The following is a 26,301-nucleotide window of genomic DNA, read 5'->3' as shown; positions in this document are numbered from 1 at the left end:
GCTCTATTCCGGACGCTAGATCAGGGAACCCGCAGCGGCAGGTCTGACGACCTTCCCTGGTCCGCCCGGTCCGCCCGGTCCGCCTGATCCCTCTGCAGCAGCAGCCTGACTTTGTCCGCCGGGCGCGGCTCCGCGAAGTAGTAGCCCTGCATGATGTCGCAGCCGGCGCTGCGCAGGAATTCCAGCTGCAGCACCGTTTCCACGCCTTCCGCCACGACCGACAGGCCCAGCCGGTGCGCCATTGCGATGATCGCGCTGGTGATCGCCTCGTCGTCGCCGTCGCCGGGAATGTCTCGCACGAAGGTGCGATCGATCTTCAACTGATCGATGGGGAAGCGCTTGAGGTAAGCCATCGAGGAATATCCGGTGCCGAAGTCGTCGATGGCCAGGCGTATGCCCTCGGTCTGCAGCCTGTGCAGCAGCTCCACGTTGTCGTGCACATTGTCCATCAGCACGCTTTCCGTGATTTCCAGTTCCAGCCGCGACGGCGGCAGTCCGTTCTGGCGCAGCGCTTCGAGTATGTCGTGCATCAGGTACGGATCGCGGGTCTGGCGCGCCGACAGGTTGACCGACATGGTAACCGGCAGCAGTCCTTCGTCGCGCCACGCGGCGGCCTGCCTGCAGGCCTGGTGCAGCACCCAGCGGCCGATGGGCACGATCAGGCCGCTGTCCTCGGCAATCGGGATGAACTCGTTCGGACTGATCATGCCCTGCTCCGGATGATTCCAGCGCAGCAGGGCTTCGACTCCGGTCACCCTGCCCTCGGCCAGGCTCAGCTGCGGCTGGTAATACAGCTCCAGCTCATTGCGCTCGAGCGCCTTGCGCAGGCTGGTCTCGAGCGACAACCGGTTGCGCGCGCGGCGGTCGAGTTCCGGATGGAACTGCTCGTAGGCATTCTTGCCTTTTCCCTTGGCCTGATACATCGCGCAGTCGGCATTGCGGGTCAGCGTCTCGATATCGGCTCCATCCGCCGGGCAGCAACTGATGCCGATGCTGGCCGTGACGTAGATTTCCTGCTCCTCGATAGCGAAGGGCGCGCTCAGCGCGGCCAGTATCCGCTGCGCCATCGCCGCGCCTTCGTCGACGGACGCATCGAGAATGACGGCGAATTCATCGCCGCCGGTGCGGCAGACGATATCGTCGCTGCGCATGCATTCCATCAGCCGGCGCGCCACCAGCTTGAGCAGCATGTCCCCGCAGTGATGGCCGAGCGTGTCGTTGACGATCTTGAAATTGTCGAGGTCGAGCAGCAGCAGCCCGGCGCTGCCGCCCTCGCGTTCGATCTTGCCAATGGTTTCGGCCAGGCGCTCATTGAAGGTATGTCGGTTGGGCAGTCCGGTGACCGGGTCCACGTGCGCCAGATAGTCGAGATGCGCCTCGGTTTGCTTGACCACCCTGCGCATGCGCGCCACCAGCAGATAGGCGATGCCGAGCGAACCGACGGCGATCACCAGCATCATGCCGGCATAGCCGACCAGGCGCGCATACAGCGAGGAAGTGTTCGCGCGGATGGCCACCATGCCGATAGGCTGCTGGTCCGCCATCACCGGCCGTACCAGGCGCAGATGGCGGAGTCCGAAATGATGCCCCTCCTCGATCAGGTCCGGCGTTGGCGTTCCGATGTGCTTGAAGCCGCCGCGCCGGAACGACGCCAGCAGCTCGCCGTGCAGGTCGTAGAGTCCGGCCGCTTCCACGCTGGGCGACGCCGACAGCACGGCCAGGGTTTCGCGGCCGGCATCGCTGTCATTGAACAGCACGGCCGCTGCACTGCTCTCGCTGACGATGCGCGCCTGGACGCTGATGTCTTCAATGAGCGCGCCGCGCATCGACAGGAACTGGAACAGGATCAGCAGCATGCTGGCCACCAGCAGCGCGGTCCCCGCCGTGGCCAGGTTGGCGAGTTCCATCCAGCGGCCCAGGCGCAGCGGCTTGATGGACAAGGGCATGTCTTTCGCATTGATCATTGCACGCTCCGTGCAAGGCGCAGCAGCTTGGAACTGAGCATCAGGCGCGCATTGCGCGCGGCACGCAGGTCGATGTCGAACACGATCCGGCTTCCTTCGCTGGACAAGCTGACGATGCTGCCGTCGTGGCGGATTTCCTCGTCATCCGTAATGGTCAGCACCGGCGCATTGGCGAGCGCCTTGCGGATCTGGGGCCAGCGCTCGCGGTCGCTCGCGTCGGCGAAGAACAGCTGGCAGCCTCGTATGTCCTCCGGCGCGGCAAGCTGCCGCACCGCGATTTTCCGTCCCTTGACCATGCGGTCGTTCAGGCTGCCCAACGAGGGACGCATGACGCTGGCGGGATGCACGCACACATTCAGTGCGCCCGCCACGAATTGCGCATCCGCCGGCCAGTCGGTGAATAGCGCAAAGTTGTAGACGAATGCCGCCTTCAAGTCGAACTCCGGCACCGGCGCGGCTGCGGCGCTTCCCGCCGTCAGGCAGGCGGCCAGGAGCTGGATCAGGCGGGACGGAAGGGAAACCATCAGAATGCGTAGCTCAGCTTGACACGGAAGGTTCGCCCGTTCTGGGCAATCAGGTCCTGCACATGTTCTTCCGCTCCGGGATCCGAATAGCGGCGGTCGAATACGTTGTAAAGGCTGGCTCCGATTTCGAGGCCGGGCGCCAGGCGCACCGAGGATACGGTCAAATTGCCCAGCCAGTAGGAAGGCGCCCTGCCCTGCAGGCTGCGGCGGGCGGATACATACTGGGCTTCCAGTCCCGCCCGCCAGCTGCGGTAAAACGGCGCGGTCAGATTGAGCTTGCCGAGATGGCGCGGAGAATTGACGAGTTCGGCGCCGGTTACGCGGTCCACCGCCCGCTGCCAGCTGTAGCTGGTGCGCAGCCTGGCGCCGCGCGCCCATGCCTTTTCCGCTTCGAATTCCGCGCCATAGGCGGTCGCATGGCTGAGATTGCGAAAGACCAGCAAGCCGTCCGCCGGGTCGCTGGTCTGCGAAATCAGGTCGGTCACGCTGTTGCGGAACACGGCCGCCGTGATGCGCGTATCGGCTGCGAGCTGCTGTTCGGCGATCAGCTCGACGCTGCGGATGCGCTCGCTCCGCAAATCGGGATTGGCCTTCTGCCCGCCGGTGTCCGACAGCGCATAGTACCGCTCGTAGGCATTGGGTTCGCGGTAGGCTTTGCCGTAGGCTGCCTTGAGCGTGGTGGCCGGCGTTGCCTTGTAAATGAGCGCCATGCGCGGATTGACGATGCCTCCGCTGCTGCTGGTGCGGTCATGGCGCAGCCCGGCGTTGAGCAGCAGATCGTCGCGCAGGGTAATTTCATCCTGCAGGTAGACGGCATGCCGGTTGCCCGTTCTCCGGTCGTCGAGCAGGAGGGCGTAAGGATTGACGTCGTAGTTGAACTGGTCGCGCCGGACATCGCGGCGGTATTCCGTCCCGGCGACGATCTTGTGACCGGATATGCGGGTGCTGACCAGCTTGGCTTCGCCGCCCCACCAGCGCGAACGCGAACCGTCGCGGTTAAGGCCCAGCGGCGCGGCATCGTAGGCATACTCGCCGTCGTAATCGTAGCGCCCCCAGTCGAGGCGCACCGAAAGTTCGGTATCCGCCGCGAGCCGGCTGCGGTACCCCAGGTCCACCATGCTTTGCGTATCGACGGTTTGCGAGCGCGGGTCGCCGAAGACCTGGCTGAAAGACGCGGTCGGCATGCCCTTGGACCGTTCGTTATGGGCGATGCTCAGGCTGAACGGGCCGGCCGCTCCCTTGATGAAAACGCTGTCGGCACGGTCATGGTCCAGGCGCCGGGCGATACCGTCGCCGCTGCCCGGGATGTCGAACTCCGGAAAATACAGATTGCCGCCGCGCTCCCGGTAGCTCGTCGCCGACAGCAGCCATTCCGCCGAGCCGGTGATGAGGCCGTAGCTGGCCCGGACCTTGCGGGCGCCGTGGCTGCCTGCTTCGACGGAGGCGCGGGCGCCGGGAATATCGGTCGCGCGCCGGGTGATGACGTTGATGACCCCGAAGAATGCATTGGCGCCGTAGATCGAGGAGCCGGGACCGGACACGTATTCGATGCGCTCGACGAGGTCAAGGTCGACCATGAATTCCGTTCCCACGGAAGCCTGGTCATACACGCCGTCGTTGAGCCGCTTGCCGTCAACCAGCAGCAGGAAGCGCGTGTTGTAGTCGCCCGGACGCAGGAAGCCGCGCGCGCCGACATAATCGTAGTTGCGATCGTAACTGGCATGCAATCCGCGTACGCTGCGCAGCGCGTCGGCCAGCGTGCGCCAGCCGAAGGCCTTGATATCGGCCGCGGTAATGATGCTCACCGCCGATGGCGCCTCGCTGACTTTCTGTACGAATTTCGATGCGCTCGACACTTCCATTGCAAGCAGTTGCTCGATGGGCAGGGCGGCGAGATCGGACGCGGACTGGCCCGCATCGGCGCGGCTGTTAGCGCAAACAAATGCAAGAACGGCGAGGAGACAGGCTCGGGAAGCAGGAAGGCGCCAAAACGCCGGGCGGCGAAAAACAATACGGCTTCGCATGGAGTGACCCTTGCTCGAATTGATACGCAGTTTCCGGAAGGGGCTTTGCAATCGTTTTGCGGGCAGACGCAATGGCCGAGATGATCGGTAAACGATGTGAACATTCTAACTGAGCCGGCGCCGGAAATGATGATTTCGAGCAACTTTTTCCATGTTGCAATGCAGCGCTTGCGCGATTTCAACGTCGTGCGCAGGGCCTGCGCACGCATCGCCGCACCTGCGAGCAGGCGCACCGGCAATCAGCGCTGCAGCTGGCTGAGACGGCTGTTGACGAAAGCGGTCAGTTCGGGGGAGAGGGAATTGGTCGATTTGGCGCGCCTGAACGCTTCGGACGCTTCCGCTGTCTTTTGGTCGGCCTGGAGCGAAATGCCGAGGCCCATCCACCAGACACCGTTCTGCGGCGAACGCTGCAGGGCCTGAAAGTAGTATTCCGCAGCCTGCGCGTGACGCTCCTCGCGCTGCAGCAGGGCAGCAAGAAAGGCCAGATAGTCGGCCCGGTCACGGGCATGGGGCAAGGTCCGCTCCAGCGTGTCGATAGCGGTGCCGGACGTTCCCTTTTCCAGCTGCAGGCGCGCGAGAATCATCGCCAGGCCCGGCTGGGCCGCATCGATCGCCAATCCTTCGCGAGCGCGTACGATTGCTTCATCCTGGCGCCTGGCATTGAGCAGCAGGCCGATCAGCGACTGGCGGGCGGCGGCATGGCGCGCGTCGAACTGCAATGCGGTTTCCAGTGCGCTGATGCCATCGCCGGTCTTGCCCTGTTCCACGGCAATCAGCGCCTTCCGGTATTCGTTTTCCGCGCGCTGCTGCTGGCTGAGTTCTTTGGGTTGCTTGGGGCTCGCAAAGGAAGGCGGCGCTTCCGGCCAGATTTCCGATGGTGAAGACGGCGCCGCTCGTGTCCTGGTGGAAGTTGCAGCCCGGGGCGAAGCAGATGGCATCGTTGCCTCACCCGCCGCGGTTTCTTCCGCCGGCTGGCGCGATACGGCTGCCGACTTGTTTCGGGCGGCCTCCGTTTCCGGCTCGGGTTGCGGGCGGGCGACCGGTGTGGCCGGCGGTGTGCCCGGGACGACGGCGGGCAGGGATGCGTGCGTCGGGGCGTTAGCCACCGATCCGGGTGCCGAAAATGTCGACGGGGCTGGAGACGCCTCGATGTTCCCGGGCGCATCCGGCACGGCCGTCATCGATGGTGCCGGCAAAGCCGATGGTGCCGCGGCATCGGCCGGCGGCGCTTGCACCGGCGTGCCGAGGCGTGTCTCCATTTTCAGCGGGAGTTTCTGCGCGGCTGCCTCAGAGGAGCCCGTAGTGAAGCGAAACAGTGCCCAGCCGGCGACGCACAGCAGGGCAATGCCCAGCGCAAGCGCCACCCACCATGCCGGATGGATGCGGCGCCTTTCCGGCACCGCCCTGACCTGCTGCCCGTATTCCGCGCTTGCAGTGCCTTCGGCGCGCCGGGCATCCAGCTCCTGCAGCATCTGGTTGATCAGACTCATCGGAAATACGCCCAGCCCATCATGCCGACGCCGGTGCCCAGCATCGCGACCGCCGCGGCGGCGCTCCAGACCCAGGAAAACGCGCGCGTCCTGGCGGCGCCGGTGTCCTTTGCCGCGACCTGGACATGCCGGGCGGTGACCTTCTGCTTGCCCTGCCCGTAGGCGAGCATCAGCGCCTTGTGGGCCAGGATGTTGACCAGGCGCGGAACACCCCGGGTGGCGCCGTACAGCGCCTTCACCGCACCCCGCTCGAACAGGCGGCTGCCGGCATAGCCCGCCACGCCGAGGCGATGGGACAGGTAGATCTCGAGGTCATCCTTGCTGAGCGGGCCCAGGTCGTAATGAAACGTGATCCTCTGGTTTAGCTGGCGGATGGCCCCCTGGTGCAGCTTGTGATCCAGCTCGGGCTGGCCGAACATGACGATCTGCAGCAGCTTGCGCTTTTCGGTTTCAAGATTGGTCAGCAGGCGCAGGGCTTCCAGGGTCTCGATAGGCATGGCCTGCGCTTCATCCAGGCACAGGACCACGTGCTTGTCCTCGTGCGCGAGCACCAGCAGACGATGATTGATGGCTTTGAGCAGCTGGTGCTGGTCGACGTCCTTCTCCTGCGGAATCTCCAGTTCGTCGGCAAGCGCCAGCATCAGCGTGCGCGGCTCCAGCAGGGGATTCGGTATGTACGCGGTCACGAATCCGGCATCGAGGCTCGCCATGAACTTGCGGCACAGCAGCGTCTTGCCGACACCGACTTCCCCGGTAATCTTGATGAAACCCTCGCCGTTCTTCGTCGCCACGAGCAGGGTGTTGAGCGCTTCCTGATAGCTGGTGCAGGCAAAGAAATAACTGGTGTCGGGCGTGATGCCGAAGGGTAGTTCGCGCAAGCCAAAGTGATTCTTGTACATGCTGCCTCAGTGGTCTGGCGTGGTTCTGGGACGCAGGCTCTGCACGCGCTGCTGGCTCTCGCTCACGTCCTGCGCCCAGGTGGCGCTGCTGTGCACGATGGTCGGCTTGAGGAGGATCACGAGTTCGCGCTTCTGCATCGTCTGCCTGGTATTGCGGAACAGCGCACCGACGCCGGGAACATTGCCCGCGCCAGGCAGCTGCGAACGGTCGGACACGCTGGCCTGGCGCATCAGCCCGCCGATCGCCACGATCTGGCCATCCTGCCCGCGCACCACGCTGTCGGTTTCCGACACGGTGCTCGATGCCAGCGGCAAGGTGAAATTGCCGGCCGCGCCGAGATTGAGCGGCTTGTCCACCGTGGTCACGTTGCTGACCGATGGATGAATGTGAAGCATGATGTTGCCGCTCTCATCGATCTGCGGCGTCACGTCGAGGGCAACCCCCGAGAAGAACGGCTGGACGGTCACCGTCGGACTGGTGCTGCTGCTGGTGCCCACCGCCGTCGTGGTGGTGCTGACATTGGTGACGAAGAATTCGTCGCGCCCCACCTTGAGCACGGCCTTCTGGTTGTTCATGGTCGCGATGCGCGGGCTCGACAGCACATGCACGTTGCCCTGGGTTTCGAGGAATGAAATGAGCGCCGCGAAGTTGCTGGTCTGGAAAGCCAGGCCGAACAGCGAACCGGCCGCCGCGGCGGGCGCGGCCAGGTTCAGACCGGGAACGGCGGAGACGGCATTGCTGTTGCCGCCGATGAGCGCAGCCGATGTCGAACCGTCGCGCGGTCGCGGGGAGAGCGACGCTCCCGGCGACACGATGCCAAGCGATGCCCGGCTGTTGCTCGACGCATTCAGTGAAGCGAAGGAAGCCCAGTTGATGCCCGCCTGGTAATCGTCATTCAGTTCCACTTCCAGGATCTTTGCCTCGAGAATCACCTGGCGGTCGATCGACAGCTGCGCGGCCTTGAGATAGGACGCGACATTGCGCATCTCGTCCCAGCGCGCGCGCACCACCACGATGCCCGACTGCGGGCTGACGACCACGCTACGGCCTTCGCCGTTGCCGACGATCGCTTCCAGCGAGGCGCGCAGCTCGGACCAGAAGTCGCTTGTCGACGTGGTGCTGATCTTGCTCGAGTTGAGCGCTTGCGTTAACGTGCCGCTCCCGGGCTGCGGAATACTGCCCGCGCCCTGGTTGCCGGCATTGTTGGCCGTTCCCGCGGACGGGGTATTGTCGCTGACCGAACCGGAATTGACCCGGATGTCGGACGTGCCGCGGCGGCTTCCGGTCAGGTAATTGACCTGGAACACCCTGGTCTGCATGGTGATCGGCTTGACGTAGATGCGGTTGCCCTCGACCTTGTAGTCGTAGCCGTAGAGTTCGCGCACCGCGTCCAGCGCCTCGAACACCGTGACATCCTTGAGATTGACCGAGATGGTTCCCGATACGTCGGGATGCACCAGCATGCTGTACGGCGTGCCGGAGACGATGCCCATGAAGAACTGGGNTGACATCCTTGAGATTGACCGAGATGGTTCCCGATACGTCGGGATGCACCAGCATGCTGTACGGCGTGCCGGAGACGATGCCCATGAAGAACTGGGCCGCAGGCACGCTGTTGAAGGTGATCGCGAAACGCTCCTCCACCGGCTGCCGCGGCCGCGGCACCTCGATATGAATGGGCGGCAGCAAGGCCGCCGCCACCGCATCGGGCTGCGCAGGCGATATGCCCTGCTTCGCCGACTTCGCGAGCTCGGCGTTGATGAGATCAAAGGTCTCGTGCTTCGGCGGCGCGGAGCTGCATGCGGCCAGGCTCAGAATCACGATAGCTGATGGTATTTTCTGCACTCTGTCTTTTACTTTCACGGTACGCCACTGCCTGCTCTGGCATTCTTGCCGCCGGGCGCACGCTGCTTTTCAATTCCGGGAAAAAGCTTCAGCACCTGCCGTTCCTGCCCTCTGCTCAGGACGACCTCGTTTTCAAGAATCCGCGCAACGCGCGCATCGCCCACCATGTCGCCCACCCTGACGGTGCGCCCGTCTATCGTCGCCACCCGGCGGGTAGGCGAGATCAGAATGGATTGCACCTGCGGCAAGGCGGCGGCCCCATCCTGGTTGCGCTCCGGCTCGCTGACGATGCTCGGAGGCCGGGTCGGGTCCGGCATGCCCTGCGCGATTGCCGCCTGCGCCATGGACAGGCAGCTGGCGCAAACGACGGCCATTGTGACTGCTTTGACGGTTTTACTCAAATGTTTAGCCATGTCTTGTCGAGGCTGAGAGTAAAAAGCGTCAAGGTCAGCCTGACGTCCGGATAGCCGCCCGCATCCAGCCGCGTGCCGGCCCAGAAGACCTGCCAGGGCATGCGTTCCAATTCGGCCAGATAGTGCGCGATATCGGCATAGCTGCCTTCGACGACAATCTCCACGCCATGCTTGTACATTCCTTCCTTCGGCGCCGCCTTTTCAACGGCGCCCGGCTTCGCCGTCCCGGCCTGCGGAACGGCGCTGTCGAGCGGCTCGCTGAGCGACGCGACCGGCAGCGTCCTGAGCGACTTCAGGTGCAGCTTGCCGTCGCGCCGCAGCAGATCCTCCAGCATGCCCGCCATCCTGTCCGGCGAAACCAGCCCTTTCTGCATTGCCTCCAGCTGGCCGCGCATCTGCGCCTGCTGCTCCGTCAGCTGATTGAGGCGCAGCCTGGCGGCCGCGTCCGGGTCGGCCTCGCGGGCTTTGAGGCGGCTTCCTATCTCGGCGTGAATCGCCGCGAGCTGCTGCTGTTCGGCCTTCATCTTCTGGGCCAGCTGCTGCTGGCTTGCCAGCTGCGGGCTGATGAACAGCTTGTCGATCACCGTCACCACGAGCATCGCCGCGATGGCGAAAACCATCAGCCGCTCGCGCATGCTGCGCTTCTCGACGAGCCGTTCGAGCTGCTGCCAATATAACTTCATCGCTTTCATCGTCTAATGCGCTCCCGCCAGGTCGCGCAGATTCCTTGCGTCTTGCAGGCTCGGCAGCTGGCTTGGTGTTGCAGCCGCAGCCGGAGCCGCGGCGGGAAGCGCCGGCAGGAGGCCGTTGCCCGGCTGCTTCGCTGTCCCGGCCGGCGCCTCGCCGGAAGACTTCAGGACGAACTCCAGGTATTTCGCAGGCTGGCGCCGGTCCGGCGCGGCGCTGCCCTGGGTGCCGCCCTGCCCGTTCCTCTGCGCTTCGGCCTCGGGCCTGGACATCATGAGCTGCGCGAAGGATTTGCCCTGCATGACCGGTTCCTGCCCGAGCCGGTGGATATACGCGGGAACCAGTTCCGGCTGCAGCGCCCTGCCCTGCAGTTCCATGCGTTTTGCCACGCTGTCGATCGTGAAACCGGTGAGCCACAGGCCTTCCACGATCTGGCGCGAGAATGCGCGCAGGTATCCGGAGTAGCCCTGCGTATCGCCGACGCCGCCCCGCCGCACGATCTCGAATGCCTTGCGCTGCTCGTCCACCTCGGTTTCCAGGCGCTGAACATGTGCCGCCAGTTCCTGGCTCTTCTGGCGCGGCGCATGCTCGGCCACCACTTTCGCAAGCTGGGCCTTGGCACCATCGAGCTGCGCCGTCGCGGCCGCCGCCTGCGCGGCCAGTTCCCGGGTCTGGACGCGCGCATAGCCGGCGAACGCCACCGCGCCGACCAGGATCACCGCCAGGCCCTGGGCCATGGTCACGGCGGAAAGGTGCTGCTTCTGCTTGAGCAGCGCCGGATTGAACAGGTTGATCTGCTGGCTCACGCCGCCTCCTCTTCCCGCAGCGCGGCGCCCAGCGTCAGCAGGTAGCGCTGCTGCGCCTGCACGGAAGCCAGTTCAGGCACGCGCGAGACATCGAGGATACCGGCGAGATCGAGCGTTTCGGCCGCCACGTACAGATTCGACGACAGATAGTTGCGCAGCGCCTCGCCGGTCTCTCCCATGGGAGACAGCACCAGCCGGGCCACGGTGATGAAGCCGTACTGGCGCTCGAAATGATCGAGCGAGCGCTGCAGTTCGAGGGTGATCCGCTCGTGGCAGGCGGCCAGCGCATCGCCGTAGGCCTGCTGCAGCTGGGAAAGCGGCACATCGATGCGGCGCGTCAGATAGAGCTCGCCGCGGTAGGTGACGGTCAGCAGTCCGCCTTCGCTGCCGAAGGAAAGGAAGGCCAGCCCCCGCCCTTCCTGCGCGAGCAGGGCCGACAGGTTGCGCTGGGCCATTTCGGGAATGTCGATCGCCGCCAGCGGAATCTTGGCCCTGGCCATCAATTCCTGGCGCGTCTGCACGATGCCGTTGCGCGCGGCCACCGCAAACATGGCCTGGGCGCGGTTGCCGCCTTGCGTATCTGGGGGAATGTTCAACACGTCGACTGTCGCATCGTCGACCTGGAAATCGAGCATGTCCTTGACGCGCCAGCGGATCGCGCTCTTCAATTCCTCGGCGGGAACCGAAGGCGCCTCGACCGACAGCATCTGGTAGTCGCCGGAACGCAGCAGCGTGGAGCAGCGATAGGAGCTTGCGCCGACTTCCTTGCCCAGCTTTTCGAGACCCTGGTCCTGTGAAGAACCGTCGATGGCCCGGAAGGTGGCCAGTTCGACAATCGGTCTGGCGCCGGCAGGCCGCGTGACATGGGCTGCATAAACGCCATCGTCCTGCAAACTAATGGCCATCCATCCCGGATTTTTCTTAGTTTTTGCAAAGGAAAACATGCATGCGGCCGGGGGATTAGAAACGACTTGAAGTTATGGGATTAAGCCCTTGCTGTCAATCAATTTTCCCCGGATTTCCCTCTATGGCGGTGGCCGCGTGGTATTAAGGAGGAAGTTGCCGGAATGATTTTTCTCGTTTGAAATTTTATGGACAATCTCCCGCTCCGGTGCCCACTGGACAGAATGCAATGACCTGGCGCACCCGCTCGACGTAACCCGGCGTAACCGCCGCCGCATCGTCCGGACAGGACCCGGCCGAGTTGCAGGCCGTCGCCACGATCTGAAAACCGCGTACCTGCCGGGGGCTACCAATAGCCGACTCGCCTTCCGCATAGGTGAGCGTCGGATTGCATTGCACGGTCACCCGGAAGCCGGTCTGCGCGCCCAGGTCGAGGGTCTGCGCCGAGCCCGCGCCGTTGCAGGCTCCTGCGGCGTGCCAGATGCCGCCCGGCTGAAACGCCTGGAACAAGCCCCACTCGGTGCCGGCCTTCGCCGCCTGCCATGCCCGCGCGGACTGCATGTCCTGGGCGCTGCTCAATTGCTGGGTCGTGCCGAACTTCACGATGGCGCCGGCAAGCGCGGCAAGGATGACCAGCACCATGATGGCGGCGATGGCGCCGAAGCCCGAATCAGCACGGCGCATCATGGCACATTGTCCACATGGGCACCGGACGACAGGGATACGGTTTCGTTTTCCCGTGTCATTTCGATGTGCATCGATACGAAGCCGCGCTGCGTGGTGCCGGTATCCGGACTGTAGACGAAGCTGCAGCTGCGCACGTGGGTGGCCAGCACCGCCGCGCCGTCCACGGATGGACAGGCGGCAGGATAGCTTGGAACAAGCGCCCGGCTGACGCGATACAGCGTACCGGTGCCATTGCCCTGCGCATCGACGCCGGCCGCGTTGGCGCATACGTAAAACACCGCCGGCGCGCCGCCGTTGCCCGGAACGATGGAAAACCGCCCGCCGTCGTAACCAGCCGGGAACTGGTGCGCGCCGACGGAAATGCGGCGCGTGCCGAGTGCGGCGTTCGGCGCGCTGACTCCGCTGATCGTTGCGACCGTCCGACCCGCATACACTTCATTGGCATCCTGGTTGCCGATGACCACCAGGTCATTCGCCGCCGGCGTGGCGGACAAGGGGGACAAGACATCGAAGCCCCTGGATGGCTCGGTGGTATCGAGCGGCGCACTGCAATTTGCATTTGCCATGTCCGGAGTCTCAGGACAGGCAGCAACTTTATCCGCTGCCGTATCCGGCGCCATGCGATACCGTCCGCCCGTCATTGTCGGCAGCAGTTCGAAGCACTGCGTATTCGGGCTGCGGATGGAATTCGGCACCGCCATCCGGATGTCGCGCGCCATGCGGCGCAGCGTGGTATCGGCGCTGTCGGACAATTCCGCCCTTCGCCGCGCATCGAAATAGGCCTTTACCGCCGGCGTGAAAAAGACGACCAGCGAGGAGGCGATGATGCCGGTGAGGGCAATGACAATGACCATCTCAAACAGCGTGAAACCGGCCATCCGGTCCCTGCATGCGGCCGACCTTGCATGCCGATGGCAATGACGTCTGCTGTGAGTGCGGCGCAGGCTCATGGTCAGTCCAATCCGCTGGCGTAATTGACGCGCCAGCCAAGCAGCTGGAAGGTCTCGGTGCCGCGTGTCACCGTGACCGTGATCTGGTAGACGTTCGCTCCCGACAGGTCTCCCATGCCCGACGCCGTGGCAAGGGCGCCATTCTGATTGATCTGCACGCCCACATCATACGATGCGAGGTTGGGCAAGGCCGTGCCGTCGACGGTGCAGACGCCGCCAACCGTCTGGAGATTGTTGTAATCGAGCACGTCATTGAATGCGGTCCGCGGTCCGCAGGGACCCGGTCCGTTTGCTGATGGCGGGTCCTCGGCAGCAAAGGGCTGCAGCGCGATTTCCTCCATCATTTCCTCGGCAATCGCCAGCATCTGCTTCTGCGCCATCGGGTCGGCGCTGCGGGTTACGACGACGGTGAAGGCCGTCATGACACCGGCCACGCCGATGCCGAGGATGACGATGGCCAGCACGAGTTCGAACAGGGTCATGCCCTGCTGGCGCTTAATCAACATGGCCGGTCGCTCCGACGACGGTGACGGGAGAGGCGCCGCTGATGTTGATGACATGGTTCATCACCACGCCCGCCGCCGAGGTCGCCACGCCGGACGGCTGGAAATGGATGGTTGGAATATCGTTTGCCATCAGGTCGCTGCCGGCTTGCGCGAAGGCGGTCTTGCCGTCGGGGCTGTTGAGCGTCGAACTGCCGCAGGCGGCGGCGGGATTGGTCGCGGCGATGTGCAGGGTAACGCTGCTTGCGGTGAATGCGGCGCACACCAGGCGGCGATGGCTGACCGCGGATTTCTGCGCATAGCGCAACGCGGCCGCCACCTCATCGCGGAAGGCGATGTTGCGGAATTCCGAGGTGCCGGAAAACCTCGGCAGGGCAACGACGGAAAGCAGGCCGACCAGCACCAGGACCATCACCAGCTCGGCCAGCGTGAACCCGGCCATGCCAGCATGCTTGTCACTTCCCCTGTGTTCCGCCGCGATCAAAACAGCTCCCGCACATGCACGGTGCGCCGCGTCTCGGGTGTATAGACGCCGAAGCTGGCGCGGCTGGAAGGGTCGTTGGCGAACGTCGCGCCGGGCGCCCAGCGGCCTTTCAGGAAAGGCAGATCGGACGGCGTGCCGGCCGTGCATGCAATGCCGCCGGCGGGATCCGCACCGAGATCGATGCAGAGGTCCACCGTACCCGAGGTGATGTTGGCCGGGCGCGTCAGGGCGATGGCGCCCAGGCCGCCGGCAAGTTTCACGTCGCCGCCAACAGCAATCGGCCATGGGTTGGTAGCGGCACTGCGCGCATCGCGGTAATTGCCGGGGCGGATGGCGGCGGCCGGGATCGTGGTGCAATCGTCGTCCGCATTCACTATCCACGACCGGCCGCTCCAGAACTGCGCCTGCACCGGCAGCGTGAGATTGTTGCGTCCCGAAACCGTATTGCTGAAAACGTTCAGGCGGCCGAAACGCATCCTGGTGGTGCCGAGCGGGAAGCGGCTGCCGTCGAGCGTGAGGTCGGGTGCATTCAGGGTGATGCCGTCGCCGTCGCGCGGAGCGATGCCAAGGGCCAGATTTTCGAACGGACCATCCGGATTCGCGGCTCTCGCGAATGTGAGCCTGGCGCCAATCTCGTTCTCGCCGTTGACCCAGCCTGATGCCGATGGGTCGGCAACGGCAAGGCGTGCCGATAAATCACCATCGGGGCCCAACGCACCGAGTCCCAAAGTTCCCCCTGACGCGACGGACATCGATTTCCACTGGGCGCTCGCGGTGGCAGGATCGGCAGGCACAGGGTTCAGGAAGGCAAAGCTGTTCCTGTAATTGAGCGTCGGCTGTCCGCTTGCATTGCGGGCCGTCAGCATGAAGCCCGCCGTAAACGGCTCATCCATGTAGGTAAACGCAGAAGCGGCGCAAGCCAGCCTTCTAGTCATCGGCTTGGCCGTGACCGTAAAATGATCCGGCGTAATTCGCCCTACCACATCGCTGAGTATCGGCACATTGACGCTGGCGGCGCCGAGGTAGTTGGTCACCGCATAGTGCACGATGTTGGGGGCCGTGCCGGCGCTGGCCACGCCACCGAACCTGAAATTTCCGACTTCGCTGTAGCTGATCGCATTCGTCAAGGTGACCGCACCGGACGCCAGCGTCGCCGTCGCGGGCGACAAAGTACCGAGCGCATAGGTGGTGGTATCGGCCGGTGTCACGACAGGCGGCGCCAGCACGGGCATGAGGTTGACCACGCCGGCGTTGTTCGTTGTGCCATTGAAGCGGGCGGTGACGCCTGGATTGCCGGCGACAATGTTTGCCGCCGTCGCGTTCTGGTCCGGAACGCCATTGCCGGGTGCCAGCCCGGCGGCATTCGCTTCCGCATCGACGCTCCCCAGCCAGCGCCATGCCCTCAGCGTGCCGGAGAAGGTTGAGCCGGCCCTGGCGAAGGCGGCGGTTCCGGCCGGATTGGCGCCCCCGGCGTTCGCAAATCCGGTAGCCGTGATTGCGAACGGCCGCACCGTGAAATTGGACGACACGCCGGTCACGGCACTCCGGGTGATGCCGTTCAGGGACAGCTTCAATGCATATTGTCCGACGTCGGTGCTGCACAGATAGAACGTGGCCCGACCGGAATTGAAATTGAGCGTGATCGGCGTGCCGCTCGTGGTCAGCGGCGGCGTCACTCCGCCCGGGCAGGAGGCCGCTGTCGTATTGATCGTCGGTCCGGTCGCGCCGGCGGGATGATTGATGCCGGGTATGTAATGAATCGTGCCGCTGTACGACGCGGTCGCGGTTGACGGTGCTCCGCAGTTTGACAGCGTCGCGCGAATTGCATGCGGCCTGCCCGCGACGGCGCCATAGGCTGGCGTCAAGGCATCGATGTCGGTGAGCGTGATGCCGCTGGTATCGTCGGTGAAGGTGATGTTGCCGGAAGAGCCCTGCATGACATCGGGGTCGGCATACACCACGTCGAGTGCCGAAACGGTGAAGGTCTCTTCCACCTTGTCCAGCAGGTAGAGCGTCACGGTGCCATTGGTCAGCTGGACGGTATTGCCGGCCAGCGCGGTGCCGTTGGCGTTATACCATTTCGGATTGGGCGTCGATGCGGTCAGGGTGACGACCCCGTTGTAACTGGTCAGCGGCACGCCCCCGCCGTTGGCCGCGCTCATCGCGGTGATGGTGACCTTCGGACCCAGCAGCGGGGAAGTGGTGCAGGTCGTGCCCGAGGCGGGACTGACGCTGATGGCGAAGCTCGGCGTGTCGGGCGAACCGATGGTGATGTTCGCGAAGTCGGTCTGGTTGTTGTCCAGCCCGATGGTGCGCGCGGTATTGACGAAACTGTGCCCGGGCGTAGCGTCGGCCGGCACCTGCATCTTGATGTACAGCTTGGATACCGTACCGCCGGCAACGGCCGCCGGATTCCATGTGACGGTCGTGGCCGTTAGCGATTCGCCGGTCGTCGTATTCGGATTGACCGTGGTATAGCTGCCGGTGACGACCGGCGGATCGGCGGGATTGCTCGAAGTCGCGGAGATGTAGGTCAGCGTCGGCGGGAGGTTGTCGATGATCTGCACGCCTGTCATCGAGGACGAACCGGTATTGGCCAGGTTGAGCGTATAGGTGACCGTGCTGCCGGGCGTCGGCGATGGATTGTCGACGGTCTTGGTGAAGTTGGTATTGTTGCTGACGCATTGCGTGTAGGTGGTGCCGGCGCCGGTATTGCTGGTCAGGTCCCAGATCGGACCGCCGTCCGGATCGCGCGCCATGTCCTTGTTGCCGTAATTGCCCAGCACCAGCATGTTGTATTGCTTGAATTTTGTCCTGGATGCATTCGCCTGCGCATCCAATGCATCCGCCAGCGGCTTGCATCCCTTGCCTTCGTTGAGAGGATCGGAGAGGCCGTTGAACCAGTTCGACGATGGATTGCCCGGCCACGGCGCGGGTGGGCTGCCCTGGTTGTTGTCGAACACGAAGGCATCGACATACTTGCCGTCGCCATCCTTGAGGATGACGAGGCCGTTCTGCGAACGCAGGCCGCTTGGCACATTACTGGTCAGCCATGTCTTGTTGCTGACGGTGCATGCGGTCGCGGTCGAGTTGTCCAGCGGATAAGTGGTCTTGACGTCCTTGGAGGAGTAGACGTCGATGCTCCAGCCTTGCCAGGAGGCCGGGAAGGCGCTGTGCGTGGAATAGACTTCGAGGAAGTTCGGCGGCGCACTGCCGCCGTTGCCGAAGAAGTATTCGTTGAACCAGGCTTGTTTTTGCGGGCCGCGCCAGGGGGAGCAGTTGTCGGCGTGGGCGGAAGCTAAAAATGCGAGCCATAGCAGAACACTAAGTCCTAACCATAAAGGGATTAATAAACACCTCTTGCGAAGTTGAAAAGTGGGTTGCAAGAAGGCTTCCACTATGGCTTACTAAAATGAAGGAACCGCCAAAATTAAATGCTGCATCTCATTAAAAATATGCAGCATTTAATACGTACTATTTAAGTTCCAGTGCAAATTACCGTTGCTTGAACTGGGTTTCCTTTGTACCCTTGAATAGTGCATTTTGTAGCCACACCTGCATTAATGGCGCCTGCACAAGTCCCCGCTCCTGTACTAGGTGAAACATGATAGGTATTCCCATCAGACGTTGCACCTGTTCCAGTTGTTAATGTAACACCCGAAATAAATTGTTCAAGAACAGCTTTTGAACAAGTAGTAGTATTATCTCCAAGTATTGGCTGAGTCCCTGCCTTACCAGCAACCCTTGCAGCATAATTAGTCGCAGTTCCCGAAGCAATCGCACCCGCCACACCATTCGCCGCAGCCGTCCCCGCCTCGCTGCTCAAATCGACAAACTTCGGCAACGCCGTAGCCGCCAGAATCCCCAGAATTACAATCACCACCACCAACTCAATCAAGGTAAAGCCGGCTTGAGCACCACGAATCTTATTCATTTTCTATCCCGTTAATAAAGAATGTCCAAACATATGCCATCGGCTTTACCAAGGCGGTTCGAATATAACAGCTCTCTTTTGAAGTTTCCAGAAGGATAGTCAGGTGCAGTTGTCGATTGTTGCGTTCACGGTATAACTGGGCTGCGTATTGGCGGCGGCTGGCGCGATATACGACACCGTACAGTCATTGGCGCTGCTGCTGCCGGTGTGCTTGCTGTCAGCGGCAACCACGCGCGGAGCGGTCAGGCCCGTTATCACATAGTCTTCGGCGAGCCCCGCCAGCGCGACGATGCTGGCCGCGTTCGGGTAGCCGTTCACATAAGTGACCGACACGCCTTCAATCACGATGGCCGGGTCGGGAGTGCCGGTAAAGCTGCCCGAGTGACCGCGGGTTACCAGCGTTGCATGCGCCATGGCGGCCGCCGCCTTCATCGAGCCGACGGCGCTCTGCATCTTGGCCATGCGCGCATCGGCCTGCAGGGCCGCGAACTTCGGCAGCGCGAAGGCGCCCAGGATGCTGATGATGGTTACGACGACGACCAGTTCGACCAGCGTAAAACCCTGGCCGGCTGTTGGCCTGACCTGCTTTTTCTGTATTGTTTTACTGTTCATGAAAGGCGATCCTTTTCCTTTCGGCAAATCATACCGGAGCTTGCGGGCGCCATGCCGCTTTTTCAGGCGCAACCACATCAAGTCCTTCCAACCGACGATTCATCGTATCCATTCGTAGACGCGATGCTTTTGCAGGGCGACCGTGACGCTTGCGCCGTTGACAGGCATTTCACCCTCCTCGGCGCGGGCAGGCCCGACAAGCCTGGCCTGCAGCTCGATCGTCTTTGCAATGCCGCCAGCCTGCCCGTCATCTTTGTAACGGAAGTGATCGCCATGCTTGACCAGGTAGATCAGCCTGCGCGTCTCCAGGTCGAAATACCAGGTGCCGGGCCGGAGCAGGTCGGGATCGGGGCGGATGAGTTCGCCGGCGTAGTTGTCGGGACGCCGTTCCAGCCAGTCGACCGGATTTTCTCCGGCCAGCCGGTACGCCTCCTGCCCTCTTCCCTCCAGCATCATCGCGGCGATGCGCAGGCGCAGCCCGCTGCGCATGCCGCTGATGGCGTAATCGACATAGGCCTGTTCGGCGACTTCCTGGTAGTAGCGCAGGCGGTCGAGCATGGGCAGCGCGACGGCGCCGATGACCATGACGGAAATGATCATCTTCAGCACGAAGAAGCCATGCGCCCGCGGCATGGCGGGCGTTTGCAGGGGGCTGCGTGCCCTAACCGGCATGCAGCATCCTAGCGTCCCATCGCCGCCTTGCCCAGGTCCCAGATCGGCAGGAACACGCCCAGCGCGAGAACGAGGACCAGGATGGCGAGGCCGGAGATCAGGATGGGTTCGATCTGCGCGGACAGGGTCTTGAGTTCATAGTCGACTTCGCGCTCGTACATCTCCGCGACTTCTTCCATCAGGCTGTCGAGCTCGCCGGTTTCCTCGCCGACCGCCACCATCTGCAGCACCACCGGCGTGAACACGCCGGCCGAGGCGGCGGTGCGCAGGATCGATTCGCCGCGCTCGACGCCGTCGCGCATCTGGTCGATGCGGCTCGAGATGTAGGCATTGTCGACCGTCTCGGCCACCACGCTCAGGCCCTGCACGATGGGCACGCCGCTCTTGCTGGACAGCGCGAAGCTGCGCGCGAAGCGCGCCAGCGTGGCCTTGAGCATGATCTTGCCGATGATGGGCAGGCGCAGCTTGATGCGGTCCCAGTGCAAGCGCCCGCTGGCGGTCTGGATATACATCTTGAATGCCACGCCCGCGCCGGCGGCGGCAACCAGGATCAGCGGCCAGTACTCGATCGTGAAATTGGAGGTGGCGATCAGGATGCGGGTCATCAGCGGCAATTGCGCATTGAAGCCCTTGTACACGCCGGCGAACGCGGGAATCACGAACAGGTTGATGACCGCGATCGCGGCCACCATCGCGGTCACTACAAACATCGGATAGCGCAGCGCCGACTTCACGCGCGCCCGCATCTCGCGTTCGAATTCGAGATGGGTGAACAGCCGCATGAAGATTTCCTCCATGCGCCCGGTGGCTTCGCCGATGCGCACCATGCTCAGGTAGAAATGGGAAAACACCTTGGGGTGGCGGCGCATGGCGGTGGAAAGTTCGCGGCCCGCATCCAGCGATTCCCTGAGGTCCTTCAGCACCTTGGCGAAGGAGCGGTTGACCGCCGATTCCTGCAGGCCGGCTAGGCCGCGCATGATGGGCACGCCGGCCTTGAGCAGGGTGTACAGCTGGCGGCTGAACAGCTGCACGTCAAAGGAAGTGATCTTCTGCTCGGTCAGCCTGACCCACCACGCATCGCCGCTTTCGCCGGCGGGCCTGCGTGTTTCATTGATCTCGACCGGCGTCATGCCGGTGCTGAACAGCTGGTCCGCCACCGCGTTGCGGTCGGCGCTCTCGAGCACGCCGTTCTGCAGTTCGCCGCGCGCGTCCCTGGCTTTATAGGCAAAAAATGGCAAGCTGGTTCCTCACTTCGTCATGCTCAGCTATCACTCAACACTCGCTCAGCTATCGAACTGGTTGCTGACCCGCATCGCTTCGCCGACCGTCGTCTTTCCGGCGGCCACGAGCGCGACCGCATGGCGGCGCAGGGTGTTGCCGGCCATCTGCGCCTGCGCGACTTTCATGAAATGGCCGGGTTCCTGGTGATTGGCCGCTTCGGCGACTTCCTCGGTCATTTCCAGCATTTCATATACGCCGGTGCGGCCGCGGTAACCGGTGCCGTTGCAGTGCGAGCAGCCCCGGCCGTGCATATAGCGATGGGCCTCAGCCGCGGCTGCGGCGCCCAGTTCCAGTGCCAGCCATTGCTGTTCGGCCGGCTTCAGTTCGCAAGGCTCGGCGCAGCTTTCGCAGATCACCCGCACCAGGCGCTGCGCCAGCACCGCCTGCAGCGAGGTGGCCACCATGTAGCGCGGCACGCCCATGTCGAGCAGGCGCACCGGGGTGCTGACCGCATCGTTGGTGTGCAGCGTGGACAGCACCAGGTGGCCGGTCAATGCGGCGCGCATGCCGATCTGCGCGGTTTCCTGGTCGCGCATTTCGCCCACCAGCACCACGTCCGGGTCCTGGCGCAGGGCCGAGCGCAGCACGCGCGCGAAGCTCAGCTCGATTTTTTCATTCACCTGGACCTGGTTGATGCCGGGTAGCCGGTATTCCACCGGGTCTTCCACGGTGATGAGCTTGCGCTCCACGGTATTGAGTTCGGCCAGCGCGCCGTAGAGCGTGGTGGTCTTGCCGCTGCCGGTCGGCCCGGTCACCAGCACCAGGCCGTTGGGCCGCTGCAGGATGCCGCGGAAGCGCTGCACCATCGCCGCCGGCATGCCGATCGAATCCAGCCTGAGGATGCCGCCGCTCTGGTTGAGCAAACGCATGACAACCGATTCCCCGTACTGGGTCGGCATGGTGGAGATACGGACATCGACCTGCGACTGCTTGACCTTGATGGCGAAGCGTCCATCCTGCGGCAGGCGTTTCTCGGAAATATCGAGGCCAGAGATGAGCTTCAGGCGCAGAGCGAGCGCCTGCGCAATCTTGATATCGGCCTCGGTCTGCAGGTGCAGCACGCCGTCGATCCGGAAACGGATCTGCAGTCGGCTTTCCTGCGGCTCAATATGAATGTCAGACGCCCTGACCTGCGCAGCATCGTCGAACACCGATTGCAGCAGCTTGACGACCGGCGCCTCCTCGATGCCCGGCGTGCCGCCGAGGTTGCCGAAATCGACATAGCTGTCGCCGAGATCCTGTTCCAGCTCGCGCGCCAGGCCGGTAATTTCATCGGTGCGGCGGTAGAGGCGGTCGATGGTCTGCAGCAGCTCGCCCTCGTTGACGACCGCAAGCTCGATGTTGCGCCTGACCACGCGCGCGATCTCGTCATAGGCGAACAGGTCGGTCGGATCGGCCATGCCGATCAGGAGCGCGCCGCCCCTGTCTTCGAGCGCCATCGCGCGGAAGCGGCGGGCCTGGGTTTCCGGCAGCAGGCGGACCACTTCCGGCTTGGTGTTGTAGAACTTGAGGTTGATATACGGGATGTTGAGCTGCCTGGCGAGCGCGCCGGATATCTTTTCTTCGGTGACGAAGCCGTTCTCGATGAATACGCGTCCGAGTTTGCGGCCGGTGCGCTTTTGCTCGGCGAGGGAAAACTGGAGCTGCTCTTCGGAGAGCAGTTGCTGCTGCACCAGAATTTCACCAAGACGGACCTTTTCCGGCCGGGCCATACCCACTCCTCGTCACAACGATCGAACGCGTATTTTAGCCACAATCGTGTTTCCCTAGTGAATTGTTTTTATTGGGGTTTTTGTCAATTGCAGCTTTGGCATGCGGTGGTTTCCGCCGATTTCCGCCGGCACTTTCCAGTCTGCCGCGGAAGCGCCGCCTACTTTTTTCCAATCGAATGGGGCAAGAGAAATGGAACCAGATCCGGCAAACAGACATTCATTCGAATGCTGCAAAGGCGTTATTAATTTTCTACAACGCTTTGAATCCACTTGCCTACAGTTACGAGGAATAAATCCCATGACCCCGCCGCGCCTGTCCCGCTCACCTTCCCCGGCGCCTCAGCCTTCCATGGCACCCGCCATCCAGGGCGCACGGACGCACTCCCCCGCACCAACCCTTGCTGCGCCGCCAGCCACAGCACTGAATCTTACGACGCCGATACGTCATATACCCTCGGAGACGGCTACAGCGACAAGATTGCGGAGCCTGGCCCTCTCTCAGATGCCAAGGACCGGCGGCCATAAAAGGGAACCGTCAAAGGATGCCGACATCCTGGCCAGTGAGACCGGACGAGCAAGCCAGGCGTCCCGGCAAGCCGGTCCGGATTCCTCCCCTGGCATCTCCGCGAAGGCGCGTGGCAGGGGAGTTGCGGAAACACGCGTCAAGAATGACCTGAGACGCCAAATTGAACAGACCGATTTCTGGAAGGGTGAAGACCGTCCAGGCTTGATCCGCATGAAAAGGGCGAAGGGAGATACAGGTGCAGCCGATGCAACCTGTCTCCTGGCGGCTGCGACCTTGGTCAGGGACCCAAAGTTGGGATACAACCCTAAGATGAAGTTTCATTCGAAACTGATCAGGCAGGATGACGGAAGCTGCATGCTTGAAAATCCGGAGACGAAACAGGTGAATCCGCCCATTGACGGGCAAAGATACGTTTTCGTTACCATGCCAGGCACCGGGCCGGCAGCCGACATTCGCGTATGCCCGATGGCGAGTGGAGGCCACGGGCATGCGCAGGTCTCCGGCAACGCTCCCTATGTCCGGTATGCCGGCGAGGTGATCTTCAAGGACGGGAAAGAAACACACGCAACGCCGCAGTCGGGCACCTATCTTCCTCCGCTGGAAAACGCCAGGACACTTTCCGGGCTCAACTGTGAATTCACCAGCAAGTTCCCATCCGATCCTGATCAAACGAAATAGGTGAAGACAAGCGAGCGAAAGCGGACTATTCATCCAGACCGCATCCGTCCGCCAGCCGCGTCAGATCAGGTCCCGCAGCAGCCGCATGGTGCGTTCGGTGGCGCCACGGTGCTGGCGGGCGAAGGCGAGCGCCCTGCCGCCCATCGCCTCGCGCTGCTGCGCCGCTCCCAGCAGGCGGTGCGCTTCCTGCACCATTGCGTCGGCGTCCGCCGCCCGCAAAGCCGCGCCGGCCGCCACCGCATCTTCGCTGACGGCCGCAAAATTGAAGGTATGCGGCCCGATCAGCACCGGCTTGCCGACCGCGCAGGCTTCGATCAGGTTCTGCCCGCCCAGCGGCAGCAGGCTGCCGCCGATGAAGGCCAGGTCGCAGGCGGCATAGTAGGCGAACATCTCGCCCATGGAGTCGCCGAGCAGCACCTGAACCATGTCGTCGATGGGCCGGTCGTCCATGGCGGAACGTCGCGCCAGCCTCAGGCCGCGTTCCTGCGCCATGCGCGCCACCTCGTCGAAGCGCTGCGGATGGCGCGGTACGATCAGCAGCAAGGCATGGTCCGCCCCCGCCTTCCGCCAGGCATCGAGAATCAGGCTTTCCTCGCCCTCGCGCGTGCTGGCGCAGAGAAATACCGGCCTTGCGCCGATCAGCGCACGCATTGCGAGTCCCTTGTCGATGGCCGGCGGCGGCGGCGTCACGTCGAACTTGACGCTGCCGGTCACCGCGACCCGCGGCGCGCCGAGCGAGCGCAGGCGCTCGGCATCGGCTTCGGTCTGCGCCGCGACGCAGGACATGGCGCGCGCCGCCTCGCCCATCAATGCCGACAGGCGCTGTGCCTTGGCCAGCGAACGCTCCGACAGCCGCGCATTGACCAGCGCCACCGGCACCCGATGACGGCGGCATTGCGCCATTACGTTCGGCCAGACTTCGGTTTCCATCAGGATGCAGATGACCGGCTTGAAATGCCGCAGGAAACGCCCGACCATCCAGCCGGTGTCGTACGGCAGATAGCATTGCCGCAGCCGCTCTCCATGCTTGCCGTACAGCGCCGCGCCGGTGGCGCGGCCGGTCGGCGTCATGTGGGTGAGCAGGATGGCATGGCCTGGATAGGCGGCCAGCAGCGCATCGATCAATGGCTCGGCGGCGCGGGTTTCGCCGACGGAAACCGCATGCACCCACAGCAGCGGCGCCGCCGGTCCCGGCGTATAGAAACCGAAGCGCTCGCCCAGGTGTTGCCGGTAGCCCGGCTCCCTGCGGCCGCGCAGCCAGAGGCGGCCCAGCACCAGCGGCAGGGCCAGCCACCATGCGAGGGAATAGAGAAGGCGCATCAGGACATCCGGTTCAGGACGGCGCGCGCCGGGCGTCGGCCGCGCCCAGCAGGCTGGTGATGGCGGTGGCGACATCGGCCACCGAAGGCGGCGCGCCCTGGTCGCCGAGATTGATGATATTGGACGACCAGTTGCCCTCGGTCTTCCAGCGCGGCGAATCGCAATACAGTTCGATGGTCGGCCGCTCGTAGGCGGCGGCGATGTGCGTGAGGCCGGTATCGACGCCGATGGCAAGCGCCGCGCCCTGCGCCAGCAGCACCGCTTCCATCATCGACAGTTTCGGCAGGACGGTGGCATTGACCATCTGCGCGGCAAGGCGCTGCGCCGCTTCCTTCTCGGCAGCGCTGCCCCAGGCCAGCAGCACCGGCAGGCCGCGCTCGGCCAGCAGGCCGGCGGTTTCCACCCAGTGTTCCGGCGCCCATTGCTTGGAAGCGCGCGCCGTCGCATGGAAAAAAACCGCATAACGGCCTTCCGGCAGCCAGGCGGGCGGCTGCGGCATCGCCGGCGGCGACAGCAGGAAATCGGCCGGCGTGTCGACCCTGTAGCCGAGCGCCGCGGCGGCCACCAGGCGGCCGCGCAGGACGGCATGCGTGCGGCTGTCGACCGGGACGCTCCTGTGATGAAAGATGCGCGAGACGCCTTCGTAACCCGAGCCTTCGGTGCCATTGGCCAAGCCGATGCGCCTGCCGCCCGGCGCCAGCCTCGCCATGCGCATAACGACGCCAGTCTTCGTCAGCCCTTGTGTATCGAACACGAAGTCATACGCTTCCTCGCGCAGGCGCTCGCGGAAGCGGCGGATCTCGGCGCGCGTGTCCGCGGCCAGCAGGCTCTTGCGCCAGCGGCGCAGCGCGAACGGAATCACGTGATGCACGCCGGTATTGAGCCGCAGCAGGCTGGTGTAGGCTTCCTCCACCACCCAGTCGATCTGCGCCTGCGGATGGCGGCGCAGGATGTCGGCCACCATCGGCATGTTGTGCACCACGTCGCCGAGCGACGAAACGCGAACGATCAGAATCTTCATGATCGATGACTGAACGCTGCTTCAGAACGGCAGCGCGGCGTCTGCCTTGGCTGCCAGGATGGCGCGCTTGAAGTCGTTCTGGATGCGTTCCAGCGCCTGCTGCGACTCGCCTTCGAAGCGCATCACCACCACCGGCGTGGTGTTCGACGAGCGCGCCAGCCCGAATCCATCCGCATATTCCACCCGCAGGCCGTCGATCGTCACGATCTGCTCGGCGTCCGGAAACTTCGCGTCCCGCTGCAGCTTCGCAATCAGCGCCACGTTCTCGCCCTCCTCCAGGTGCAGGTGCAGCTCCGGCGTGCTGCTCGACTGCGGCAAGGCATTGAGCACCGCCGACGGGTCCTCCAGCCGCGACAGCAGCTCCA

24 protein-coding genes and 1 pseudogene are annotated in these 26,301 nt (G+C 63.7%); 2 read left to right on the top strand and 23 right to left on the bottom strand.

Features of this window, described 5'->3' with window-relative positions; all coding sequences use genetic code 11:
- Positions 1-20 precede the first annotated feature (20 nt).
- The 6 genes from RY831_RS28030 to mshL all read right to left on the bottom strand — a co-directional run bounded on the left by RY831_RS28030 (position 21) and on the right by mshL (position 8,395).
- Positions 21-1,964 (bottom strand): putative bifunctional diguanylate cyclase/phosphodiesterase, encoded by a 1,944-nt coding sequence (locus RY831_RS28030; RefSeq protein ID WP_326509632.1) that lies wholly within the window; start codon positions 1,962-1,964, stop codon positions 21-23.
- On the bottom strand, positions 1,961-2,488 hold the full coding sequence (locus RY831_RS28025; protein ID WP_326509631.1) for a YfiR family protein: 528 nt from the start codon (positions 2,486-2,488) through the stop codon (positions 1,961-1,963). Before RY831_RS28025 ends, RY831_RS28030 begins: the two co-directional genes overlap by 4 nt.
- The gene (locus RY831_RS28020) at positions 2,488-4,512 is read right to left on the bottom strand and encodes a TonB-dependent receptor plug domain-containing protein (protein ID WP_326509630.1); all 2,025 of its coding nucleotides are present in this window, start codon (positions 4,510-4,512) and stop codon (positions 2,488-2,490) included. Before RY831_RS28020 ends, RY831_RS28025 begins: the two co-directional genes overlap by 1 nt.
- Before the next feature lie 239 nt (positions 4,513-4,751).
- Positions 4,752-6,002: a tetratricopeptide repeat protein gene (locus RY831_RS28015; protein ID WP_326509629.1), complete on the bottom strand. Its 1,251-nt coding sequence runs from the start codon at positions 6,000-6,002 to the stop codon at positions 4,752-4,754.
- Positions 5,999-6,901: an ExeA family protein gene (locus RY831_RS28010; RefSeq protein ID WP_326509628.1), complete on the bottom strand. Its 903-nt coding sequence runs from the start codon at positions 6,899-6,901 to the stop codon at positions 5,999-6,001. Before RY831_RS28010 ends, RY831_RS28015 begins: the two co-directional genes overlap by 4 nt.
- Positions 6,902-6,907: 6 nt before the next feature.
- Positions 6,908-8,395 (bottom strand): pilus (MSHA type) biogenesis protein MshL, encoded by a 1,488-nt coding sequence (gene mshL / locus RY831_RS28005; RefSeq protein WP_326509627.1) that lies wholly within the window; start codon positions 8,393-8,395, stop codon positions 6,908-6,910.
- A gap of 20 nt (positions 8,396-8,415) precedes the next feature.
- Between mshL and RY831_RS28000 the strand changes: the two genes are divergently transcribed.
- A complete protein-coding gene (locus RY831_RS28000) occupies positions 8,416-8,577 on the top strand; it encodes a hypothetical protein (protein WP_326509626.1) in 162 nt (53 codons plus the stop codon).
- A 184-nt stretch (positions 8,578-8,761) separates the two neighbouring features.
- Here RY831_RS28000 and RY831_RS27995 read toward each other — a convergent pair whose 3' ends face one another.
- From RY831_RS27995 to RY831_RS27930, 14 genes are all read right to left on the bottom strand, one after another.
- Entirely contained in the window at positions 8,762-9,121 is a 360-nt protein-coding gene (locus RY831_RS27995; RefSeq protein ID WP_326509625.1) for an MSHA biogenesis protein MshK, read from the bottom strand.
- A gap of 23 nt (positions 9,122-9,144) precedes the next feature.
- Positions 9,145-9,843, bottom strand: a complete 699-nt coding sequence (locus RY831_RS27990; protein ID WP_326509624.1) for an MSHA biogenesis protein MshJ — start codon at positions 9,841-9,843, stop codon at positions 9,145-9,147.
- 12 nt (positions 9,844-9,855) lie between these two features.
- On the bottom strand, positions 9,856-10,653 hold the full coding sequence (locus RY831_RS27985) for a PilN domain-containing protein (protein ID WP_326509623.1): 798 nt from the start codon (positions 10,651-10,653) through the stop codon (positions 9,856-9,858).
- A complete protein-coding gene (pilM, locus tag RY831_RS27980) occupies positions 10,650-11,558 on the bottom strand; it encodes a type IV pilus biogenesis protein PilM (protein ID WP_326509622.1) in 909 nt (302 codons plus the stop codon). The genes RY831_RS27985 and pilM overlap by 4 nt, the downstream gene beginning before the upstream one ends.
- Before the next feature lie 184 nt (positions 11,559-11,742).
- Positions 11,743-12,243, bottom strand: a complete 501-nt coding sequence (locus tag RY831_RS27975) for an MSHA biogenesis protein MshP (RefSeq protein ID WP_326509621.1) — start codon at positions 12,241-12,243, stop codon at positions 11,743-11,745.
- Positions 12,240-13,121, bottom strand: a complete 882-nt coding sequence (locus RY831_RS27970; RefSeq protein ID WP_326509620.1) for a prepilin-type N-terminal cleavage/methylation domain-containing protein — start codon at positions 13,119-13,121, stop codon at positions 12,240-12,242. Before RY831_RS27970 ends, RY831_RS27975 begins: the two co-directional genes overlap by 4 nt.
- Before the next feature lie 74 nt (positions 13,122-13,195).
- Positions 13,196-13,699 carry a prepilin-type N-terminal cleavage/methylation domain-containing protein gene (locus RY831_RS27965; RefSeq protein WP_326509619.1) on the bottom strand — a complete coding sequence of 168 codons (504 nt, stop codon included), beginning with the start codon at positions 13,697-13,699 and terminating at the stop codon, positions 13,196-13,198.
- Positions 13,689-14,138 (bottom strand): prepilin-type N-terminal cleavage/methylation domain-containing protein, encoded by a 450-nt coding sequence (locus RY831_RS27960; protein WP_326509618.1) that lies wholly within the window; start codon positions 14,136-14,138, stop codon positions 13,689-13,691. The genes RY831_RS27965 and RY831_RS27960 overlap by 11 nt, the downstream gene beginning before the upstream one ends.
- 38 nt (positions 14,139-14,176) lie before the next feature.
- Positions 14,177-17,566 (bottom strand): DUF11 domain-containing protein, encoded by a 3,390-nt coding sequence (locus tag RY831_RS27955; protein ID WP_326509617.1) that lies wholly within the window; start codon positions 17,564-17,566, stop codon positions 14,177-14,179.
- Positions 17,567-17,658: 92 nt separating this feature from the next.
- Positions 17,659-18,114 carry a prepilin-type N-terminal cleavage/methylation domain-containing protein gene (locus tag RY831_RS27950; RefSeq protein WP_326509616.1) on the bottom strand — a complete coding sequence of 152 codons (456 nt, stop codon included), beginning with the start codon at positions 18,112-18,114 and terminating at the stop codon, positions 17,659-17,661.
- A 99-nt stretch (positions 18,115-18,213) separates the two neighbouring features.
- Positions 18,214-18,726, bottom strand: a complete 513-nt coding sequence (locus RY831_RS27945) for a prepilin-type N-terminal cleavage/methylation domain-containing protein (protein WP_326509615.1) — start codon at positions 18,724-18,726, stop codon at positions 18,214-18,216.
- Between the two features lie 99 nt (positions 18,727-18,825).
- On the bottom strand, positions 18,826-19,398 hold the full coding sequence (locus RY831_RS27940; protein WP_326509614.1) for a hypothetical protein: 573 nt from the start codon (positions 19,396-19,398) through the stop codon (positions 18,826-18,828).
- 8 nt (positions 19,399-19,406) lie between these two features.
- Entirely contained in the window at positions 19,407-20,636 is a 1,230-nt protein-coding gene (locus RY831_RS27935; protein WP_326509613.1) for a type II secretion system F family protein, read from the bottom strand.
- 45 nt (positions 20,637-20,681) lie between these two features.
- A complete protein-coding gene (locus RY831_RS27930; RefSeq protein WP_326509612.1) occupies positions 20,682-22,391 on the bottom strand; it encodes a GspE/PulE family protein in 1,710 nt (569 codons plus the stop codon).
- 880 nt (positions 22,392-23,271) lie between these two features.
- On the opposite strand from RY831_RS27930, the gene RY831_RS27925 reads away from it, so the two are divergent.
- Positions 23,272-23,595 carry a hypothetical protein gene (locus RY831_RS27925; protein WP_326509611.1) on the top strand — a complete coding sequence of 108 codons (324 nt, stop codon included), beginning with the start codon at positions 23,272-23,274 and terminating at the stop codon, positions 23,593-23,595.
- A gap of 60 nt (positions 23,596-23,655) precedes the next feature.
- On the opposite strand, the gene waaA is transcribed toward RY831_RS27925, so the two are convergent.
- From waaA to RY831_RS27910, 3 genes and pseudogenes are all read right to left on the bottom strand, one after another.
- Positions 23,656-24,915 (bottom strand): lipid IV(A) 3-deoxy-D-manno-octulosonic acid transferase, encoded by a 1,260-nt coding sequence (gene waaA, locus RY831_RS27920; RefSeq protein ID WP_326509610.1) that lies wholly within the window; start codon positions 24,913-24,915, stop codon positions 23,656-23,658.
- 13 nt (positions 24,916-24,928) lie between these two features.
- The gene (gene waaC / locus RY831_RS27915) at positions 24,929-25,936 is read right to left on the bottom strand and encodes a lipopolysaccharide heptosyltransferase I (RefSeq protein WP_326509609.1); all 1,008 of its coding nucleotides are present in this window, start codon (positions 25,934-25,936) and stop codon (positions 24,929-24,931) included.
- A gap of 21 nt (positions 25,937-25,957) precedes the next feature.
- Positions 25,958-26,301 (bottom strand): annotated as a pseudogene (locus RY831_RS27910) (phosphomannomutase/phosphoglucomutase); the annotation flags it as partial.

The organism is Noviherbaspirillum album, from assembly GCF_035916955.1.
Classification (GTDB): Bacteria; Pseudomonadota; Gammaproteobacteria; order Burkholderiales; family Burkholderiaceae_D; genus Noviherbaspirillum; species Noviherbaspirillum album.
Note: the sequence above shows the minus strand (reverse complement) of the source record. Positions and strands in the feature narration are given on the sequence as shown.

Bases quoted from the DNA above. Each gene is read 5' to 3' on its own strand.
- RY831_RS28030 (WP_326509632.1), bottom strand. From the start codon at position 1,964: ATGATCAATGCGAAAGACATGCCCTTGTCCATCAAGCCGCTGCGCCTG.
- RY831_RS28025 (WP_326509631.1), bottom strand. From the start codon at position 2,488: ATGGTTTCCCTTCCGTCCCGCCTGATCCAGCTCCTGGCCGCCTGCCTG.
- RY831_RS28020 (WP_326509630.1), bottom strand. From the start codon at position 4,512: ATGCGAAGCCGTATTGTTTTTCGCCGCCCGGCGTTTTGGCGCCTTCCT.
- RY831_RS28015 (WP_326509629.1), bottom strand. From the start codon at position 6,002: ATGAGTCTGATCAACCAGATGCTGCAGGAGCTGGATGCCCGGCGCGCC.
- RY831_RS28010 (WP_326509628.1), bottom strand. From the start codon at position 6,901: ATGTACAAGAATCACTTTGGCTTGCGCGAACTACCCTTCGGCATCACG.
- mshL (WP_326509627.1), bottom strand. From the start codon at position 8,395: ATGGGCATCGTCTCCGGCACGCCGTACAGCATGCTGGTGCATCCCGAC.
- RY831_RS27995 (WP_326509625.1), bottom strand. From the start codon at position 9,121: ATGGCCGTCGTTTGCGCCAGCTGCCTGTCCATGGCGCAGGCGGCAATC.
- RY831_RS27990 (WP_326509624.1), bottom strand. From the start codon at position 9,843: ATGAAGTTATATTGGCAGCAGCTCGAACGGCTCGTCGAGAAGCGCAGC.
- pilM (WP_326509622.1), bottom strand. From the start codon at position 11,558: ATGGCCATTAGTTTGCAGGACGATGGCGTTTATGCAGCCCATGTCACG.
- RY831_RS27975 (WP_326509621.1), bottom strand. From the start codon at position 12,243: ATGATGCGCCGTGCTGATTCGGGCTTCGGCGCCATCGCCGCCATCATG.
- RY831_RS27970 (WP_326509620.1), bottom strand. From the start codon at position 13,121: ATGGCCGGTTTCACGCTGTTTGAGATGGTCATTGTCATTGCCCTCACC.
- RY831_RS27965 (WP_326509619.1), bottom strand. From the start codon at position 13,699: ATGTTGATTAAGCGCCAGCAGGGCATGACCCTGTTCGAACTCGTGCTG.
- RY831_RS27960 (WP_326509618.1), bottom strand. From the start codon at position 14,138: ATGGCCGGGTTCACGCTGGCCGAGCTGGTGATGGTCCTGGTGCTGGTC.
- RY831_RS27950 (WP_326509616.1), bottom strand. From the start codon at position 18,114: ATGAATAAGATTCGTGGTGCTCAAGCCGGCTTTACCTTGATTGAGTTG.
- RY831_RS27945 (WP_326509615.1), bottom strand. From the start codon at position 18,726: ATGAACAGTAAAACAATACAGAAAAAGCAGGTCAGGCCAACAGCCGGC.
- RY831_RS27940 (WP_326509614.1), bottom strand. From the start codon at position 19,398: ATGCCGGTTAGGGCACGCAGCCCCCTGCAAACGCCCGCCATGCCGCGG.
- RY831_RS27930 (WP_326509612.1), bottom strand. From the start codon at position 22,391: ATGGCCCGGCCGGAAAAGGTCCGTCTTGGTGAAATTCTGGTGCAGCAG.
- RY831_RS27925 (WP_326509611.1), top strand. From the start codon at position 23,272: ATGCTTGAAAATCCGGAGACGAAACAGGTGAATCCGCCCATTGACGGG.
- waaA (WP_326509610.1), bottom strand. From the start codon at position 24,915: ATGCGCCTTCTCTATTCCCTCGCATGGTGGCTGGCCCTGCCGCTGGTG.
- waaC (WP_326509609.1), bottom strand. From the start codon at position 25,936: ATGAAGATTCTGATCGTTCGCGTTTCGTCGCTCGGCGACGTGGTGCAC.